Source organism: Alteromonas profundi, from assembly GCF_010500865.1.
GTDB classification, from domain to species: domain Bacteria; phylum Pseudomonadota; class Gammaproteobacteria; order Enterobacterales; family Alteromonadaceae; genus Alteromonas; species Alteromonas profundi.
Genome location: NZ_JAAAWN010000015.1, coordinates 21,105 through 38,465, shown reverse-complemented (window position 1 = coordinate 38,465; position 17,361 = coordinate 21,105). Strand labels below are relative to the sequence as shown.

The following is a 17,361-nucleotide window of genomic DNA, read 5'->3' as shown; positions in this document are numbered from 1 at the left end:
CAGCCGATAAGCATTATATCGATATTCACCAAATAGATAGCGAAAACCATCGGGCTAACTAGATTGCCCATGCTAACTGGTTTATAGTTTCCTAAACCAGTGTGAAAAATATGATAATAAATAGCGCTAAGCTTCTTTAAATCTGAGAGTTAGCGAGCTCCACGAGTTTTTACATGATGATTTTGATGGCGGCGCTTTTTACGCGTGTTTAAACTATCAAACTATAAGAATAAAAGGTCAGAGGTTTGTGCGCAGATTCAACAAAAGAGCGTACAAATATGGCCACGTTCATTGTCTTTCTCAACAGACAATGTCGACGCTTGAGGGCATATAGGATTGCTATGAAACTGCATTTACCGGGCTTACTTTTTTTAACCTTATTTTTATCTGCCCCCCACATTAATGTTGATGCACAAGAGCGCGCCACGCAACTTAGAGGCCCGAAAAGTGCAAGCAGCCAATATTCTGGTTTGGAATATGGCCCTATTGATGCCCAAGATACCCTTTGGCGCATTGCTGAACGATACCGGCAGAACAATAATCTCACTGTTTATCAGGTAATGACGGCGATTTATGAACTAAATCCTACTGCCTTTGAACAAGAAAATTTAAACCTTTTGGTAGACGGCGCCACGCTGAAACTTCCCTCTGAACGCTATATCGCCCGTATTGATGCTGAAAAAGCCCGGTTACGCGCGGAGCAAGACGAACGACTGTTTGCCGAAATGGCCAATCAACCGGGTAACAGCGTACGCAATGTTAAGCCCGCCTCGCCGCTGGTCAATCAGCAAGACCTAACGCAAACCCAGTCTGATATTGAGCAAAAAATAACGCGCCTAGACGCCGAGCAAACCCGTCAATTTGACGAACTACGCATGCAATTTGCCGCCTCCCTTGAAAATGTAGAGGCGTTGCTGAACGAAAACCGAAAACTTTATGAGCGTGTAAACCAAGTTAATGGCGAGTTAGAGTCGCTGCGCGGACAGGTTGAAGGCGATGTAAAGCAGCAACTGGATGTTCAACTTGCGTTGCAAGAAGAGTTATTGGAGATGATTAGGGCCGAGCAAGCACAGCGTGAAGCTGAAAAGCAAGGCTCGCTTATGAATACTCTTGCCAGCCCAATAAGCTTATTAATTGGGTCTATATTCGTTACCTTGCTGCTCGTGGGCGGCTTAATAGTGTGGCTACTAAAAAGAAAGCCGGCGGAAGAAAAGCTTGAATCAGCCGTTGAACCAGCCCCTGTACCGGTACCTGAAAGTGATGTAGATGATTTAGCCTCGGCCCTTGATGTTGACTTAGATGATACGGCAGATCTTACTGATGACGAATTATTTAACGATGATGACTTGCTTGATGACATTCTAACTTCTGAGCTTGAAGAGAGTTTAGACAATGAACTTGATACCTTCTCTGAGCTTGAAGACGATATGTTGGTGCCAGACGATGAGGGTGAAGATGACTTGTTTGAAGCCGGCGATGATGCACTTGACCAAAGCGAATTAGACAGCCTGTTTGATAATGATGATATATCAGACAATGTGTTATCAGAAGACACAAATATCGATGGCTATGACTTATCGGGTGAGGGCGATGCCCTTGAAGACTTTGATGAAAACCTTGATGGCGAAGCCGACACAGAGACGACCCAAGATGACGCTGAAGCAGATAGTAACCTAGAAGATGATGACGAGCTTACCGACTTAGATGCCGGTGAAGAAAACGAGGATGATTTTGAAGTGACGTCACAGCCTCAAGAAAGCGACCTTGACGATTTTGATATAGACGATATTTTAAACGATGCACAAAATACCAGTGCCTCTCAGTTTGCCAGCGATGAGCCGTTAGATACAGACAGCGTTGCTGAAATTGACGCCCCCGCCCAAGGGGAAACCCTAGGTGCTGCCGCACTGCCTTCAGTAGAAGATGAAGACGACAAACCCGAAATTAGTATCGACGACTTACTAGAGTCTACACCTTCTGAGCCTAGCTTGACGGATGAGCTTGATAGCAATGATGATCTTATCAATGACGATATGATTGAAAAGCTCGAAGATGAGATTGTTCAGCAAGATAAAGAGCTAGATGGAATAACCGATGGTTTGCTTAGCGAAATTGAGCAGATAGAGATGATGGGCGGCCTGCCCGATGATGACGATGATGATGAGGACGATGATGAAATTGAAATCAGCGACCCTGCACCCTCGCCACAAAGTATTCAAAGCCTTGATGCGCTTACCGATGATCTTGATGAAGTTGACGTCGAAGATATGTCGAATGCGGATGAATTTATCGATCCTTTATCCGATGATCTTATTGCCGAACTGCAAGCAGAAAGCGATGACATAGAGCTTGATGAAGCCGCTGATGAACCCTTCGATGTGCCTACCGACGCGCAGCCAAGTACTAATGAGCAATACACAAACCCCGAAACACCAGATAATACAGAAGATCTTGGTTCTCAAGCCCCCTCAGTATCTGAGCAGGATAGCGAGTTACCCGCAAAAGATAGCGATGAATTAGAGGAAGAAAACCTTGAAGCAAGGGACGATTCCTCGGATACATTAAACGACGGACGCGGTACTGACGATAGCCGCGTTGAGCTTAATGACGCAGACCAACCCGAGTCTGAGCTTACTGACGCAGACCAACCCGAGTTTGAGCCAACTGAAGCTGAAGGCGCTTTCGACATTGATGACAATGAAGAATTAAGCGATCCGCTCACTGACGAACTGCTTGCTGAACTTGAAGCTGAGGAGCAACAAAGCGCCTCGCAGATAGACAGTTTGTCTGACGAACTTCTATCAGAACTTGAAGCAGGGTTGGATGATACAGCGCCAGAGGCTGAAAAAGACACAGCTCAAGGAGAAACAAAGAGTGAAAGCTTTGACGAAGCTATCGAAGCAGATAACGAATTAGATAACAAATCAGAGGAAGAGGTTGAAGCGCAGGGGCCTACGTTTGACGAAGATAGCGAACTACCGCAGCAAGATGAAGTACCTGACGCAATAACCGATGCAGACGACACCGTTGCCGATAAGGAAAACGTACCGGCAAGCGACGACCCCCTTGACGATGCCTTAGCGGCGTTTGATAAACAGTTAATGGATGATATTCCAAGTTTTGGTGAAGTTGAAGATACACATGAACAACCCCACTCAGAATTTGAACCGTCTGTCACACAAGCCCGTGGGTCTGAGCCACTTGAAAATTTTGACGATAGTATTTTAGATAGTGCCTACAATGATGTGGATGATTTTGAACTAGCACAGGAGCAAGATGGCGTAATCGGAGATGCTGATATTCCTGCATCAGAACCCTTTGATAGCAATAAACAAAAAGAGATAGACGAATTAGACGATGTACCTGGGTTAGATGATTGGCTTACAGGAGATGAAGCTTCTGAGGGCAATAGTTCAGATGACGATATATTTAATGAGCTTGATAACGATGAGTTTGACGAACTACTTGAAAGCTTAGAAGCGGATAGCGCTGATAACGCGGTTGATGCATCGCCACAAACACCAACGCCTCCGCAGGCTACTGACGCGCCTGATAACGCGCCACAGGCTACCTTTGACCACGATGAAGAGCAGGCGCTAGACAACCCATCGCAGGCGAAAGATGAGAGTGAAAACGAAGCGGAATTACAGTTAGATAACCCTGATCTAGACTTGTCAGCATTACTTAACGATGACGATTTTGTACAAACCCAGCAGCGAGATAAAACGCCACCTGAAGAATTTTTAGATGTTGACGCCTTAATGGATGATGGCGGTGATGAGGATGAAATGGACCCAGATAGCGCGGAACTCGATTTAGACGTGAGCTTGTCTGATTTTACCGGCGTAAGCGATACCGATGAAGTTATAGATATTGACAAAGACGCGGGGCAAAACGCCAACCTCGATTTGGCGAGAGTTTACCTTGAAATGGACGACGTTGTCTCAGCCAAAGAATTGCTGAACGATGTGGTCGCCCACGGTAGCGAAGAGCAAAAGCAAGAAGCAGAATCTATTCTTAAATCTATCAGTTAATTGCATGTTGAGGGTGGTATGACTACACTATGGCGCTTTTCAACATAGAGGTGTCATTAAGATGGGGCGAATTGCCTTAGGCGTTGAGTATGATGGGGCTGCAGTGTACGGCTGGCAACGTCAGCGAGAAGTGCCTAGTGTACAAGAGTATCTGGAAAAAGCACTCTCCACGGTAGCGAACCAACCTATAGAGGTACAATGTGCAGGGCGCACCGACGCGGGGGTTCACGCCACCGGTCAGGTAGTGCATTTTGACGTAGATATTGAGCGTCCACAGCGTGCTTGGACCTTAGGCGTAAACGCGAATTTACCTGATTTTATCGCCGTTACCTGGGTGAAAGACGTTTCTGAGAACTTTCATGCACGCTTTTCAGCCACTCACCGTCGTTATCGCTATGTTATTCATAATGCGCGATTGCGCCCGGCGATTTTGCACCATGGTGTAACCCATGTGCATCGCCAACTCGATGAGCAAAAAATGCACGAAGCAGCACAGTCGCTGTTAGGTGAACAAGATTTTACCTCGTTTCGGGCTGCCTTATGCCAAAGTAAAACTCCCTTTCGTAACGTTACTAATGTAACCGTGTACCGCCAAGGCCGCTATGTGGTGATAGATATTAAAGCGAACGCCTTTTTGCACCACATGGTGCGTAACATTACCGGCGCGCTCGTTGAGATAGGCGCAGGGGATAAGCCTATAACCTGGATAAGTGAGTTGCTTGCTTTAAAAGACAGAAGCAAAGCTGCTGCCACAGCAAAACCGAATGGCCTTTACTTGGTGGACGTTACCTATCCTGATGAACACGCACTGCCTAAGCCGCCGTTAGGGCCCTTATTTCTTCCAGAGTCATAACGCCAGTTTCGCTGTGCATGTAACGGCTAAGAGCTGTATATTTGTGCTGACATTTATATACAGCTCAACTTCTTAGACCAGTTTTGTTTTTTCCATTTTCCTGTATTGTGGTCTAATAGCGCGCTATATTATGTAGCAGGGCTATCGCAGTGCGTTTTTTCTCTTTGCACCGTGTGTAGTCGCCGAAATATTCAAGCAGTACTGGCAGCCAATATAAGTAAAACGCTATGTTTGCCGGTACACTAAAAATATAAAGGATTCATTTTCCATGAGTTGGATTCAAAAAATTCTTCCACGTACCCAAACGTCCACTAAAGGTAATGTTCCTGAGGGGATCTGGACCAAATGTGGTGAGTGTCAGGCTGTGTTGTACAAAACAGAGCTGGAAAAGTTGCAGGAAGTTTGCCCTAAATGCGACCATCACATGCGTATTACCGCGCGCCGTCGCATTGATGCGTTTTTAGATGAAGGTGATCGTGTCGAGCTTGGTGCAGAGCATGAACCTCAAGACGTACTTAAATTCAAAGACTCAAAACGCTATAAAGATCGTATCGCTGCGGCGCAAAAAGCCACCAATGAGAAAGACGCCCTTGTCGTAATGCAAGGCAAACTAAAAGGTATGCCGGTAGTCGTAGCTTGTTTTGAATTTGCCTTTATGGGCGGTTCAATGGCCTCGGTAGTAGGTGCGCGCTTTATTGCGGCGGTAAATGCGTGTTTAGAAAATAATACGCCACTTATTTGCTTCTCAACCAGTGGTGGAGCGCGTATGCAAGAAGCGCTAATGTCGCTTATGCAAATGGCAAAAACCTCCGCTGCGCTAGCGAAAATGAGCAAAAAAGGGTTGCCCTACATTTCTGTGATGACCGACCCCACAATGGGTGGTGTATCAGCAAGTTTAGCTATGCTTGGCGATGTAAATGTGGCCGAACCTAAAGCACTTATTGGTTTTGCTGGCCCCCGGGTTATAGAGCAAACTGTGCGCGAAAAATTACCGGCAGGATTCCAACGCAGCGAATTCTTAATTGAGAAAGGCGCGATTGATATGATTGTTGACCGCAGAGAAATGCGTGATAAATTGCACGGCCTATTACTCAAGTTGCATCATCAAAATTAGTGAATAAACAACATAATCCAGCCACTGTATCAAGCGAGTCTTCGTTAACGCAGTGGCTTACTTACCTAGAATCTATTCATCCTACTGCCATTGATATGGGCCTTACTCGGGTGAAAAACGTGGCTGAGCGCCTAGCTATTACCCTTAGCGACACACTAGTTATTACCGTAGCGGGCACCAACGGCAAAGGCACGACCTGCCGATTACTAGAACAAGCTTTGTTGGCCCAAGGCAAAACAGTAGCGGTTTATGGCTCTCCTCATTTAGTTGATTATCGCGAACGTGTGCGGATAAACGGCGAATGGGCGAATGCCAGTGCATTTGTCGCTGCGTTTAATGACATTGAGCAAGCGCGCGGTGAAATTAGCCTCACTTATTTCGAGTTTGGCACCTTGGCGGCGATGCAAATGATGCAGCAGTGGCAGGTTGATGTAGCCATTTTGGAAGTGGGGCTAGGAGGGCGTCTTGATGCGACTAATATTATCGACCCCGACTTGGCCATTATTACTACTATCGATTTGGATCACCAAGACTGGCTTGGCGATACGCGGGATGAAATTGCCCGAGAAAAAGCCGGTATTATGCGTGCACAGGGCAAGGCTGTGTTGGGGGAACTAGACCCGCCAGCGTCACTACACGAGGAAGTAAACAGGCTTAATGTCGATGCAGTGTGGGCCACACGTGACTTTTTCTCCGCCCCTTATATTGATGAGACTACGTGGAACTGGCACGGAAAGTCGAGGGTACTCACACAGCTTCCCAAACCGCATATTCCCTTACAAAATGTATGTACTGCGCTTGCGGCGTTAGAAACCTTAGATTTACTGCCAAGCGAAGAACGTGTAAAACATATAATAGCTAACACCCACTTGCCCGGAAGGCAGCAACAAATAAGCGAGGCTCCGTTGGTGGTGGTTGATGTAGCCCATAACCCCCAAGCGACAAAAGCCATGCGCCTATGGCTAGAACACTACCAAGCAAGTAGAATACACGCGGTAGTGGGAATGCTAAAAGATAAGTCGGTAACAGAAACGCTTGCACCTTTGTCCCCACTAAATGCACAATGGTATGTAGCAGACACACACGGTCCTCGAGGGCTAGGCGCACAAGCATTAGCAGATGCCCTTACGCAAAATAAGGTTTCTGCCTCCTGTATAGCAACATTTGACAGTGTGGCTAGTGCCTATAGTCAGGCGCGAGAGGCATATTCCCCGGGCGACTTGGTGCTTGTGTTTGGATCATTTGTGACTGTTGCTGAAGTAATGTCAGTGCATCAATCAGAGTAAATTAGGTATTAACGGGAGATAATAGTGTCGTCGGCATTAAAGAATAGACTGGTGGGGACTATCATTGTGGTAGCGCTCGCTGTAATTTTTTTACCAGACTTTCTAGACGGCAAAAAGCAAACCAACCGTGAGCCTTTTGTGTCTGTTCCAGCAAGCCCCCAGAAAAAACCGATTGTTGAGCCAGAGCCTTTTCCTACCCAGCGGGTAGCAAACGCCGCACAGCGCCCGGTTGAAGTTGTCGATGAAGCCCCCGTAGACGATGAAGCTTCAGCTGAAAGTGCAAGCAATAGCAATACAGCATCAGCCACTGTTGCTCAAGCGTCATTGCCTAAACCCGTAGAGGCAACGATTGAGCCAAAAGATGAGTTGGCGAGCCAGACGGTGATAGACGCCCCCGACGATGCACAAAGCGATGATGCGGGGTGGGTTATTCAATTGGGTAGCTTTCGTCACGAAAAGAACGTAGCAAGCTTGCTCAAAAAGCTTGAAAAAGCGGGCTACCGCGCATTTAGCCGCCGAATTCAAACCAGTTCAGGGCCACTAACCAAAGTATTTGTAGGCCCCGATTTAGAAAAACAAAAACTCGAAGCCGCGTTACCCCATTTACGCGAACTAACCGAGCTAAAAGGTAAGGTAACTACCTTTAAAGTAAATTAGATTTACACGACAGGCGTGAGAGCAACATTACGCGTTGGTAATTTATACCGCTTCTGTTAGAATGCGCGCCATCTCGCCAACGGCATGTTGCTTTCCTTATTAACAGCAACAACAACGCAATTTTGAGACGATGAACTGGGTAGACTTTTCCATTTTGGGTATCGTTGCGGTATCTACCTTAATAAGCCTTATTCGAGGCTTTGTTAAAGAAGCCATTTCCCTTGTGGTGTGGTTTGCGGCGCTCTTTATTGCCAGCAACTTCTATGCGGACTTAGCGGTTTACTTTACCGCAATTAACGACATCTATTTACGTAACGGCGCCGCCATATTGGCACTTTTTGTGGCCACGCTTATTCTCGGCGGCTTGCTTAACTTTGCTATTGGTCAGCTTGTACAAGTTAGTGGCTTATCGGGAACCGATAGGGTGCTAGGTATAGTTTTTGGTGCGCTACGAGGCGTTCTCGTAGTCAGCGCGCTACTGTTTTTCTTAGACACATTCACCGCTTCAGCAACATCACAGTGGTGGCAAGCTTCAGTATTAATTCCTGAATTCGGTGTCATTATTGAGTGGTTTTTTACTTTTGTAAAAGACTCCTCCAGTTTTTTAAATCCCGCTTGATATAGGTAACGCACATGTGTGGTATTGTCGGAATAGTTGGTAAAACACCGGTGGCTCAGTCACTGTATGACGGTTTAACTGTGATACAACATCGTGGTCAAGACGCTGCAGGAATCATGACTATCGACCAAAATATGTTTAATTTGCGAAAGGCAAATGGTCTGGTGCGTGATGTTTTCCATACCCGTCATATGAAACGATTGTCTGGAAACATGGGTATAGGACACGTTCGTTACCCTACGGCAGGTACCTCGAGTTCTGCAGAAGCACAGCCCTTCTATGTAAACTCACCCTTTGGTATCGCCTTTGCCCATAACGGTAACCTTACTAATGCACACGACTTACAAGAAGAAGTATTTCGTATTGCACGTCGTCATATTAACACTACATCCGACTCAGAATTGCTGCTTAATATTTTAGCGCACGAGTTAACGCAAGTAGCGGGTATGAGCGTTTCTGCAGAACATATTTTTGAAGTGGTTACCCGGGTTCATAAAAAAATCCGCGGCGCTTATGCGGTAGTGGCAGCCATTATTGGGCAGGGTATTGTTGCCTTTAGAGATCCAAACGGTATTCGTCCGTTAGCGCTAGGCAAGCGTATGACTGAACTAGGCGAAGAGTGGATGGTAGCCTCTGAAAGTGTAGCGCTAGATGCCGTAGGCTTTCAATTTATCCGCGACGTATCACCCGGCGAAGCTATCTTTATTAGTGAAGCGGGAGAACTTCATACCCAACAGTGCGCTGAAAACCCCGTAACGTCACCGTGTATTTTCGAATTTGTTTATTTTGCCCGCCCAGATAGCTTTATCGACGGCGTGTCGGTTTACGCATCGCGGGTAAACATGGGGCGTAAGTTAGGCGAAAAAATCAAGCGTGAATGGAGCGATTTAGATATCGATGTGGTGATTCCTATTCCGGAAACATCAATGGATGTGGCGCTGCAAATTTCTAATACCCTCGACCTTCCTTATCGTCAGGGCTTTGTGAAAAACCGCTACATTGGCCGTACGTTTATCATGCCAGGCCAAACTATGCGTAAAAAGTCGGTACGCCGTAAGCTTAACGCTATTTCATCTGAGTTTAAGGGTAAGAATGTACTCTTAGTGGATGATTCTATTGTACGTGGTACTACCTCAGGCCAAATTATTGAAATGGCAAGAGAGTCGGGGGCTAAGAAAGTTTACTTTGCCTCGGCAGCACCGGAAATTCGCTTTCCTAATGTGTACGGCATAGATATGCCTTCGGCTAACGAGCTTATTGCTTATGGCCGGGAAATCGATCAAATTGCCGAGCTTATTCAAGCCGATGGTCTCATTTTCCAAGATATAGAAGATTTGGTTGAAGCCGTGCGTGAAGAGAACGATGCTATTTTACGTTTTGAAACGTCAGTGTTTGACGGCAACTATATTACTGCTGATATTAACCAAGAGTATCTTGAGCGCATTGATATTACCCGCGGCGAAAAGTCTCGTGAAGCACCAATAATGCAAGCTGAGTTAAGTAACTTAGACATGCATAACATGGATGCAGCCGACTAACGGCGCTAATAGCTAAGCGCGTAAAACCGCTATTTATTGAAAAACCCGCGTAAGCTAATTCACTTACGCGGGTTTTTAATATCAATTACCTTTCGTGAACACTTAAACACGTATTAGTGTACAAACACAGGCCCGCCAGATAACCCCCAAACTAAAACCGAACCAGTCATTAAAATAACTAGCAAAACTAAGCCACAGGTCACCACTGAACTCGAATAGATAAACCCTTTATCTTCTGGCATATGCAGCAAAATTGGCACACCTGAATAAAGTAAATATACCGAATAGCTTACGCCCACTAACAGGGCGCTCATCACTACCCACAGTTCGGGGTAAAGCCCTGCAAAGCCCACCATAAATAGCGGTGTAGCAGTGTATGCGGCAAGTTCAAGAGACTGGGTATAGGTTGGCGTAGCGTCAAAGGCTTTTGCAAGTTCATGTATAAGCACAGCCAGAGCGATAACCCCGGTTACAAGCCCAAAATACATGCCCAACCCCATCATAAATGCACTGCCTTCATTCAGGCGAATAAGATCTCCCGCACCAATGCTCCACCCAATATGGGCACTTGCATAGTAAGCTACAATCGACGGAATTAGCGCGATAACAGCAATGTGTGTAAGTGCATAAAAATAAGTTTCGTGGCGGCTATCAATGCTCTGCCATTCTTCGCGAGGATGTGTATAAATACCGACTAAGTGATTGAGTATCATATTATTATTACCCTAATTGCTCACATTTTTGTTGTTATAAACAGGCGCGGCCTGCTGTAATTTGTTAAAGTTAACAAATTATTTACAACTCAGTGTGCAATAAGGTTAATAAATGGTCAATCTAATTGTTGAAAAAATATCCATTTAGCATGAGAGAGGTATGCCACTATGGAATTTAAAGTCGTGATCAGGGGAGGCGATAAGTTCGGCTTCTACTTCACCAAAGAAGCTGACCCGGTCGCTAATATCATGCCCGGCAATATCTTCGCCAAGGGTGAGGTAGTCTTGAAAGTGGCGGGCTTCAGAACGTAATAGCGATATATAAAAGTCGCTGAGCTTTTTGTCCACATGAGGGGCTAGCTTGGCGAATCGTTCACATGAGCGTGCTTCAATATAGGCGCCGCATATAAGTTTATCAATAAGGGCTTGCGGTTCGTAGGTACGCACGTGGCGAAGCATACCCCTGGCATAGCGGCTGGAACCTACCGATTCATAAGCAATGCCATAGTCGTCCATAATCTCCAGAACCTGATAGAAATGATGCAACTCTTCTTTAATTAGCATGACCATTTTATCAATGAGGTCTTGGCTGTAAGGCGCCCCCGATTTTGGGATCATCGACTTATTAAGCTTTTCATGATTGGCCAATTCGCGCCAATCGCCCACCTTACGATAGGTAAAGTCTTCAAAGGGCTTTAACCATGCTAACAGTGCATCGCCACTTTCTTTATCTACCGCGTATTTTCGAATAAGGTACATAGCGCTTTGCGCCGCTTTAAGCTCACACACCAAATGGTCTAATAATACCGTAGGTAAATTTTCTTTTTTGGTTGCTTCGTTTACCCATGCGTCGGGTGTTTCACACTGTAAAAAGGTATTAATAGGGGCGAGTAAATCTTTCAAAGGTACGTCTCATTCAAACTAGATAAAATTTAATCCGCGCTCTACGGACTGCAGAATAATAGCATAATTTCTTTTTGGTTAGAGGGGAGGCGATGATTAAATAATAGGGCTATTTTAATTGTTACCTTGCGACAAAACCACGAATATGGGTTTAGTGACAGTGTTCTTTTGAGGACGAACATTGCTTTATAATATAAACATTGCATACTCATCGAATGAATTACCTAGCACATTTGTTCTTAGCGCAACCCACAGCGCAGTCGCACTGTGGAAATTTACTTGGCGATTTTCGCAAAGGCGTTAGCCTAAACGGCCTACCTGATGGGGTAAGAAATGGCCTTAGTAACCACTATTTGGTAGATAAATTTACCGACGCTCATGAACAGGTAAAGCACGCCAAGTTATTGTTTGCGCCCCAGCATCGTCGCTTTGCACCTGTGGCATTAGATATGATGTTTGATCACTTATTAATTAAGCATTGGTGTTGTTATAGCAATACACCTTTTACCCAGTTTTGTCAGCGCAGTTACGGGTTACTTAACGAGGCCAGGCCATTAATGCCTCTGGCTATGTATAAAACAGTTTCCCATATGATAGAGAACGACTGGTTTAATAGTTATGCTAAATTCGACGGTATCGCGTATGCCATTTCACGGGTAGCAAATAGGATCAGGTTTACCAATCAATTTGCGCAAAGTGTTACAACCCTTGAGGCTAATTATGCGGCCTTTGAGCATCATTTTAATGTGTTTTTTCCTCAGCTTATTCAACATGTAGCGCACCACGGTATAGAACAAAAGTCCGTTGAGTATTAAAGGGTTAAAAACGGCGTAAAAGCATGGGTAAACGTTCAAGCGTTTTTTTTCCGGGTGCTTTAAAATGCCTGATTTGTGCCCATACTACTGACCTATAAATTCGTAAAAGGATCGCCTTATGAAAGTCATTGGATATACGTCGTCTTTACCCATAACTGACGATAATGCATTACAAAGTTTCGATATTGAAACGCCTACAGCCACCGGACGTGATGTCTTGGTAAAGGTAAATGCCATTGCTGTGAACCCGGTTGACTGCAAAATACGTCAACGGGTAACGCCGCAAAATGGTGATATAAAAGTACTTGGTTGGGACGCCGTAGGTGAAATTACCCATATTGGCGATGAAGTAGAAAACTTTGCTATCGGGGATAGGGTTTTCTACGCAGGCGATTTAACCCGCCAAGGCAGTAACGCAGAGTTTCAGTTAGTGGACGAACGCATTATCGCAAAAGCGCCTACAACATTATCTGACAGCGATGTCGCAGCGCTGCCGCTTACTGCCATAACGGCGTGGGAATTATTATTTACCCACTTAGCCTTGCCAAAGGAAACAGTAGAACATGGGTCAGGCGCCAACGATATTGTTTTGGTGGTCGGTGCGGCTGGCGGAGTAGGTTCAATCATGCTGCAACTACTAAAGAAACTAACGAATGCCACGGTTATTGCAACGGCTTCAAGAGAAAGCTCTAAACAGTGGGTCACTAATTTAGGGGCCGATTATGTAGTGGATCATACTCAACCCTTGGCCGCGCAAATTGAACGCTTAGGTATAGGCCAAGTTACTCACGTAGCTAGTTTAAATCATACTGATAGTTATGTAGATGACTATGTCGCTGTTATGAAACCTATGGGGAAAATTGCGCTTATCGATGATCCTGAGGCGCTAGATATTAAAAAGCTGAAGCAAAAAAGCTTGTCTCTTCACTGGGAGTTTATGTTTACCCGTTCTATGTTCACCACCGAAGACATGGATGAGCAAGGTAAGCTACTTAGCGAAGTTGCGCAACTTATAGACAACGGGGTGTTAAAAACCACGGTTGGGAAGCATCTAGGTGCCATTAACGCACAAAATATTATTCATGCCCATCGTGAGCTAGAGGCGGGTAGGGCAATCGGGAAGCTGGTTTTAGAGGGCTTTTAAGCAATATACGGTTCGCGCCTAGTTCTTTAGGCGCGGGCCTTTTTCTCTATTGCTATTAATATTCTTAGGCTATTGATAGCGGGTAGCAAGCCAACTATGCGGTGTCCGTTCAACCAAAATTACGCGCTCACCATGATCAAATAACTCTCTTTCTTCACGGGGTTCTACTAACACATAGTGAAGCTGAGCGTAGTTATCAGTAAATTTAGCTTCCGCCGGATTGCCCCGAGAAGCACGTCCTATGGTGATATGCGCTACTGCACCAATAAACTCCTCATTGAGGTGCCGACAGGATTGAAACTTCGTCAATACGTTAGCAATACCGCCAATGAGCTTCGCAGTCGTAATCATTCCAAATACCGTTGCGAAGGTAAGTGAAATCCATGGCGGTAAGGTAAATTGCAGTAGCGAGGTGGTGGCTGCGTTTAGCGTAAGCCCCAAGCTGCCAAATAAAAATAAAAAGCAGATTAGCCATACCAATAAAGGGGCTTTCTCTTCGTTCAGCCAACTAAAGAGGCTAAGAAACCCCGTATCTTGTGAATGTTGAGTAGTGGCGGCGGGGGCATCAAGTAAGCCTAAAACGCTTCTACCAAATAGTAAAAAGCTAAGCTCTAAGACAAACAGAATAACAACGCTAATGAAAGCGACACTAAACCAGTAGTTTGCGTCGCTTAATAATGTGTCCAACATACGCTACACCATCCTTGATGATCATGTTAACCGTTTAAATACGTAGGGCTATATACTAGCCCCATATGTATGCTAAACGCTATAGCGAAGGACAGTTTTGTTTGATATTTATACTTTTGTCTAGTGAGTGTGTTGACCTTCAATAGCCCTGCCATCTTGATGATAAAAACCAGAGGCACCCGCTTCGATAAAGCCCTGATGCACCATTTTGGTTAGAAATGGGTCGGTATGATCATCGCCAATGTCTGCATAATCAGTAGTTTGGTAGGCTTCGCGCTGGGCAAAAAATGCCTTGGTGTCTATTGCTTGGCTTGTACCTTGGTCAATGTTTTTGTCGCGGTTATTGCCTTGCGAGTGGTGTGCGAGCGAAGTAAGTTGCCATTCGCGCTTCATGCCTTTCCCTGTTACTTGAAAATCTTTTATTAAGCGTAAAGCGGGTAACCAGGTTAACGCAATATGTTGTCCGTTTTCCTCTAAGGTCATTTTGATTTCTGTATAACAGCTATTTGCAGGCGTATCGCCGGTTGAAGGCTGTTTTACCATGCGCGCTAGAACACTATCGCTAATAAGTTGGTAGCGATAAGAAAAGTCTTTTTCCACATGGCCGTGAATGCGCTCGTTAGGTTGATACTCTATGGCACGTTCATGGGCATCAAAATAGCGTACCGTTTTGATGTGTCTGTTACGAATGAGATGCCAAGTTTCGGTAATATTGGTTTGCGGATATTGGTGCGCTACTTTGTCGCCATCACGCCAAAGCACCAGCGTAGTGGGGGAGGAACGCTTTGTACCTTTTGTGGTGGCAACCTGATAGGTAGCTTTTAAGGCTTGTGGGTTCAGTGCGCAGTCTATGTTGGCGTTTGCCGCATTTATACCCAAAAGACTAAGCAAAGTTACAAGCAATACTGAAAAACGACGCATTTTAAGCTCCAAAAATTGTGGAGGCCAAGTGGCCTCCACGGTCTTACTTTATTGAATGATACTTTCTTTTTATTACTGTTTTATGGTGCGAACGATAGCGGCGGTTATTCCACTACGCTATCGGCTTCGCTAACGAAGTCTGCGGCAAAATCCATAACATGGAAAATGACGCTTTGTTCGTTGGTACCGTTAACCAAAAATGCACCAGGCCCTTTAGCATAAATACCCACATCTTCGCCAGAATGCGTTTCTGAGCCAAGTGGAATAAGTGCTTCTTGGTGGTAACCCGGCGTTGTAGTATCAATCTCTGTGAGGTCTTTTCTGCCGGTATCAGGCGCCGCAAGGTAAGACGCATCAGCATTGGTTTCATCACCAAGATTTCGATAGCCTAAGCCATTGGTGTAACCCAAGGTAGTATAAGGCGTACCGTCGGAAGCCGTTGCAGCTTCTTCTTCACCTACGTTCACTACTTTACCGAGAATGGGGTTACCGCGTTTAGGGTAGCCTGCAATGGTAAATACGTGGCCGTGGTCGGCAGTGACAATAATTAGCGTGTCAGAATCATCGGTGAGCTCATCCGCTTTTGCCACGGCTTCTGCAAATGCTAAAGTATCATGCAGTGCACCATAAGCATTACCCGCGTGGTGGGCATGGTCAATACGTCCCGACTCAACCATAAGGAAAAAGCCGTCGTCGTTATTGTCTAGAATGTTGATGGCGGTCTCGGTCATTTCTGCAATAGAAGGTTCACCAGCAATATCGTTACTGCGATCGGCCTCGTATTGCATATGTGACTCGTTAAACAAACCGAAGAGTCGTTCAGTGGTTTCTGTATCAATACCATCAAACCCGCTTTGGTCGTAAACATATACCCCGTTTGTGTACATGCTTTGCCATTCGCTAACCAGATTTCGGCCATCGGTGCGATCACCCTCAACAGCGCTCGCCGCATCTGGGCTATTCGCCGTTGCCTCATTCGGTAAGAAGTGACGACGCCCGCCGCCCATAACCACTTCAATGCCGTCTACGTCTAAGTCAGCATAGTTTGTCTCAAGATTGCTTTCAAAGTTAACTAATTGATCGGCAATATCGGCGCAGCCAGCGTCAACCGCAGCGTCCGGCATATCAGAAATATCTTCCCAGTTTCTGTCAGCCGATTTAGCATACGTTGCTGCGGGTGTTGCATGGGTAATACGAGCAGTAGATATGATACCGGTAGATTTGCCTGCAATTTCTGCTAACTCTAAGGCGGTCACAAGTTCATTTCCACTTACCGTGGCGCAGTCGCCACGTTCAATGTCTTCATCTACACCAATTACGCCTACATCGGTTTTTACACCACTCATCATGGCTGTCATGGTGCCAGCAGAGTCTGGTGTTTGCGCATCCACGTTATACGTTTTCGCAAGCCCTGAGAAAGGAAATTTATCAAAGCTTAGCTCGTATTCCTCACCTGCTAACCCGTTCATTTGGCCCTCAAGAATACGCGCTGCGGTAACGGTTGAAATACCCATACCGTCGCCAACGAAAAGAATCACATTTTTTGCGCTACCCCGAAGGCTTTCAGCGAGCGCTTGTACATCATCGGTAGCCACCGCTTGAACGCTCACATTGTTTACGCTTGTTGAACTTACTGTGCTAGAGCCTGTGGCTTGCAACCAAACTTGTTTGTTGGTCTCTACTTCTGTTTGCGCTGCCGTAAACCAATCGTTATTTAGGCTGGTCAGTAATTCACCTGATGCAACTTGTGATACGCCAGGCACGCACACATAACTGGTTTCGGTAATTTCATCATCACCTAATACACCGTCGCCATTTGTGTCTAAGCCCGTATCAAAACGTACCCCGCTATTAGGGCAGTTCTCATTGCCTCGGGCTAAGTTTGTTTGCATGGTTAAACTGGTTACGCCATTTGCGCCGTCTTGACCGTTACTGCCATTAGCACCGTCTGTGCCATCAACACCATTAACACCATCTGTGCCGTCGGCACCATCGTCACCTTCTAATACACAGCCCGATAGGCCCGCAATAGCAACGGCAATAATACTTAATTTAAAAAGAGTCATAGTACTTC

General features: G+C 45.6%; 14 protein-coding genes. 9 read left to right on the top strand and 5 right to left on the bottom strand.

Going from position 1 to position 17,361, the window contains the following annotated elements; translation table 11 throughout:
* The first annotated feature begins 341 nt into the window (after window positions 1–341).
* The 7 genes from GTH32_RS12075 to purF all read left to right on the top strand — a co-directional run bounded on the left by GTH32_RS12075 (window position 342) and on the right by purF (window position 10,101).
* Window positions 342–4,034 (top strand): FimV/HubP family polar landmark protein, encoded by a 3,693-nt coding sequence (locus GTH32_RS12075; protein ID WP_163086064.1) that lies wholly within the window; start codon window positions 342–344, stop codon window positions 4,032–4,034.
* Between the two features lie 61 nt (window positions 4,035–4,095).
* Window positions 4,096–4,887, top strand: a complete 792-nt coding sequence (gene truA / locus GTH32_RS12070) for a tRNA pseudouridine(38-40) synthase TruA (protein ID WP_163086062.1) — start codon at window positions 4,096–4,098, stop codon at window positions 4,885–4,887.
* A 268-nt stretch (window positions 4,888–5,155) separates the two neighbouring features.
* Complete coding sequence (accD, locus tag GTH32_RS12065) at window positions 5,156–6,001, top strand: acetyl-CoA carboxylase, carboxyltransferase subunit beta (protein WP_163086060.1); 846 nt, start codon at window positions 5,156–5,158, stop codon at window positions 5,999–6,001.
* Window positions 6,001–7,287, top strand: coding sequence for a bifunctional tetrahydrofolate synthase/dihydrofolate synthase (folC, locus tag GTH32_RS12060; RefSeq protein ID WP_343033425.1), 1,287 nt, complete (start codon window positions 6,001–6,003; stop codon window positions 7,285–7,287). The genes accD and folC overlap by 1 nt, the downstream gene beginning before the upstream one ends.
* A gap of 24 nt (window positions 7,288–7,311) precedes the next feature.
* Window positions 7,312–7,944: an SPOR domain-containing protein gene (locus GTH32_RS12055; protein WP_163086058.1), complete on the top strand. Its 633-nt coding sequence runs from the start codon at window positions 7,312–7,314 to the stop codon at window positions 7,942–7,944.
* Between the two features lie 130 nt (window positions 7,945–8,074).
* The gene (locus GTH32_RS12050) at window positions 8,075–8,563 is read left to right on the top strand and encodes a CvpA family protein (protein ID WP_163086056.1); all 489 of its coding nucleotides are present in this window, start codon (window positions 8,075–8,077) and stop codon (window positions 8,561–8,563) included.
* Between the two features lie 14 nt (window positions 8,564–8,577).
* Window positions 8,578–10,101 carry an amidophosphoribosyltransferase gene (gene purF / locus GTH32_RS12045; RefSeq protein ID WP_163086054.1) on the top strand — a complete coding sequence of 508 codons (1,524 nt, stop codon included), beginning with the start codon at window positions 8,578–8,580 and terminating at the stop codon, window positions 10,099–10,101.
* 113 nt (window positions 10,102–10,214) lie between these two features.
* Here the strand turns inward: purF and GTH32_RS12040 are convergent, their stop codons facing one another.
* Window positions 10,215–10,814 carry a Yip1 family protein gene (locus GTH32_RS12040; RefSeq protein WP_163086052.1) on the bottom strand — a complete coding sequence of 200 codons (600 nt, stop codon included), beginning with the start codon at window positions 10,812–10,814 and terminating at the stop codon, window positions 10,215–10,217.
* 144 nt (window positions 10,815–10,958) lie between these two features.
* Window positions 10,959–11,717 (bottom strand): tRNA isopentenyl-2-thiomethyl-A-37 hydroxylase MiaE, encoded by a 759-nt coding sequence (gene miaE / locus GTH32_RS12035; RefSeq protein WP_163086050.1) that lies wholly within the window; start codon window positions 11,715–11,717, stop codon window positions 10,959–10,961.
* Window positions 11,718–11,932: 215 nt separating this feature from the next.
* Between miaE and GTH32_RS12030 the strand changes: the two genes are divergently transcribed.
* Entirely contained in the window at window positions 11,933–12,532 is a 600-nt protein-coding gene (locus tag GTH32_RS12030) for an acyl carrier protein phosphodiesterase (protein ID WP_163086048.1), read from the top strand.
* Between the two features lie 118 nt (window positions 12,533–12,650).
* On the top strand, window positions 12,651–13,676 hold the full coding sequence (locus GTH32_RS12025) for a zinc-binding alcohol dehydrogenase family protein (protein WP_163086046.1): 1,026 nt from the start codon (window positions 12,651–12,653) through the stop codon (window positions 13,674–13,676).
* Between the two features lie 69 nt (window positions 13,677–13,745).
* Here GTH32_RS12025 and GTH32_RS12020 read toward each other — a convergent pair whose 3' ends face one another.
* The 3 genes from GTH32_RS12020 to GTH32_RS12010 form a co-directional block, all read right to left on the bottom strand.
* Window positions 13,746–14,366 (bottom strand): OB-fold-containig protein, encoded by a 621-nt coding sequence (locus tag GTH32_RS12020; protein ID WP_163086044.1) that lies wholly within the window; start codon window positions 14,364–14,366, stop codon window positions 13,746–13,748.
* 120 nt (window positions 14,367–14,486) lie between these two features.
* Window positions 14,487–15,287, bottom strand: a complete 801-nt coding sequence (locus GTH32_RS12015) for a hypothetical protein (RefSeq protein WP_163086042.1) — start codon at window positions 15,285–15,287, stop codon at window positions 14,487–14,489.
* A 104-nt stretch (window positions 15,288–15,391) separates the two neighbouring features.
* Window positions 15,392–17,353 (bottom strand): alkaline phosphatase, encoded by a 1,962-nt coding sequence (locus tag GTH32_RS12010; RefSeq protein WP_163086040.1) that lies wholly within the window; start codon window positions 17,351–17,353, stop codon window positions 15,392–15,394.
* Window positions 17,354–17,361: the final 8 nt, after the last annotated feature.

What these genes read in the sequence shown, in the direction of transcription:
- GTH32_RS12075 (WP_163086064.1), top strand. Translation starts at nt 342, where the DNA reads ATGAAACTGCATTTACCGGGCTTACTTTTTTTAACCTTATTTTTATCT.
- truA (WP_163086062.1), top strand. Translation starts at nt 4,096, where the DNA reads ATGGGGCGAATTGCCTTAGGCGTTGAGTATGATGGGGCTGCAGTGTAC.
- accD (WP_163086060.1), top strand. Translation starts at nt 5,156, where the DNA reads ATGAGTTGGATTCAAAAAATTCTTCCACGTACCCAAACGTCCACTAAA.
- GTH32_RS12050 (WP_163086056.1), top strand. Translation starts at nt 8,075, where the DNA reads ATGAACTGGGTAGACTTTTCCATTTTGGGTATCGTTGCGGTATCTACC.
- purF (WP_163086054.1), top strand. Translation starts at nt 8,578, where the DNA reads ATGTGTGGTATTGTCGGAATAGTTGGTAAAACACCGGTGGCTCAGTCA.
- GTH32_RS12040 (WP_163086052.1), bottom strand. Translation starts at nt 10,814, where the DNA reads ATGATACTCAATCACTTAGTCGGTATTTATACACATCCTCGCGAAGAA.
- GTH32_RS12030 (WP_163086048.1), top strand. Translation starts at nt 11,933, where the DNA reads ATGAATTACCTAGCACATTTGTTCTTAGCGCAACCCACAGCGCAGTCG.
- GTH32_RS12025 (WP_163086046.1), top strand. Translation starts at nt 12,651, where the DNA reads ATGAAAGTCATTGGATATACGTCGTCTTTACCCATAACTGACGATAAT.
- GTH32_RS12020 (WP_163086044.1), bottom strand. Translation starts at nt 14,366, where the DNA reads ATGTTGGACACATTATTAAGCGACGCAAACTACTGGTTTAGTGTCGCT.
- GTH32_RS12015 (WP_163086042.1), bottom strand. Translation starts at nt 15,287, where the DNA reads ATGCGTCGTTTTTCAGTATTGCTTGTAACTTTGCTTAGTCTTTTGGGT.
- GTH32_RS12010 (WP_163086040.1), bottom strand. Translation starts at nt 17,353, where the DNA reads ATGACTCTTTTTAAATTAAGTATTATTGCCGTTGCTATTGCGGGCCTA.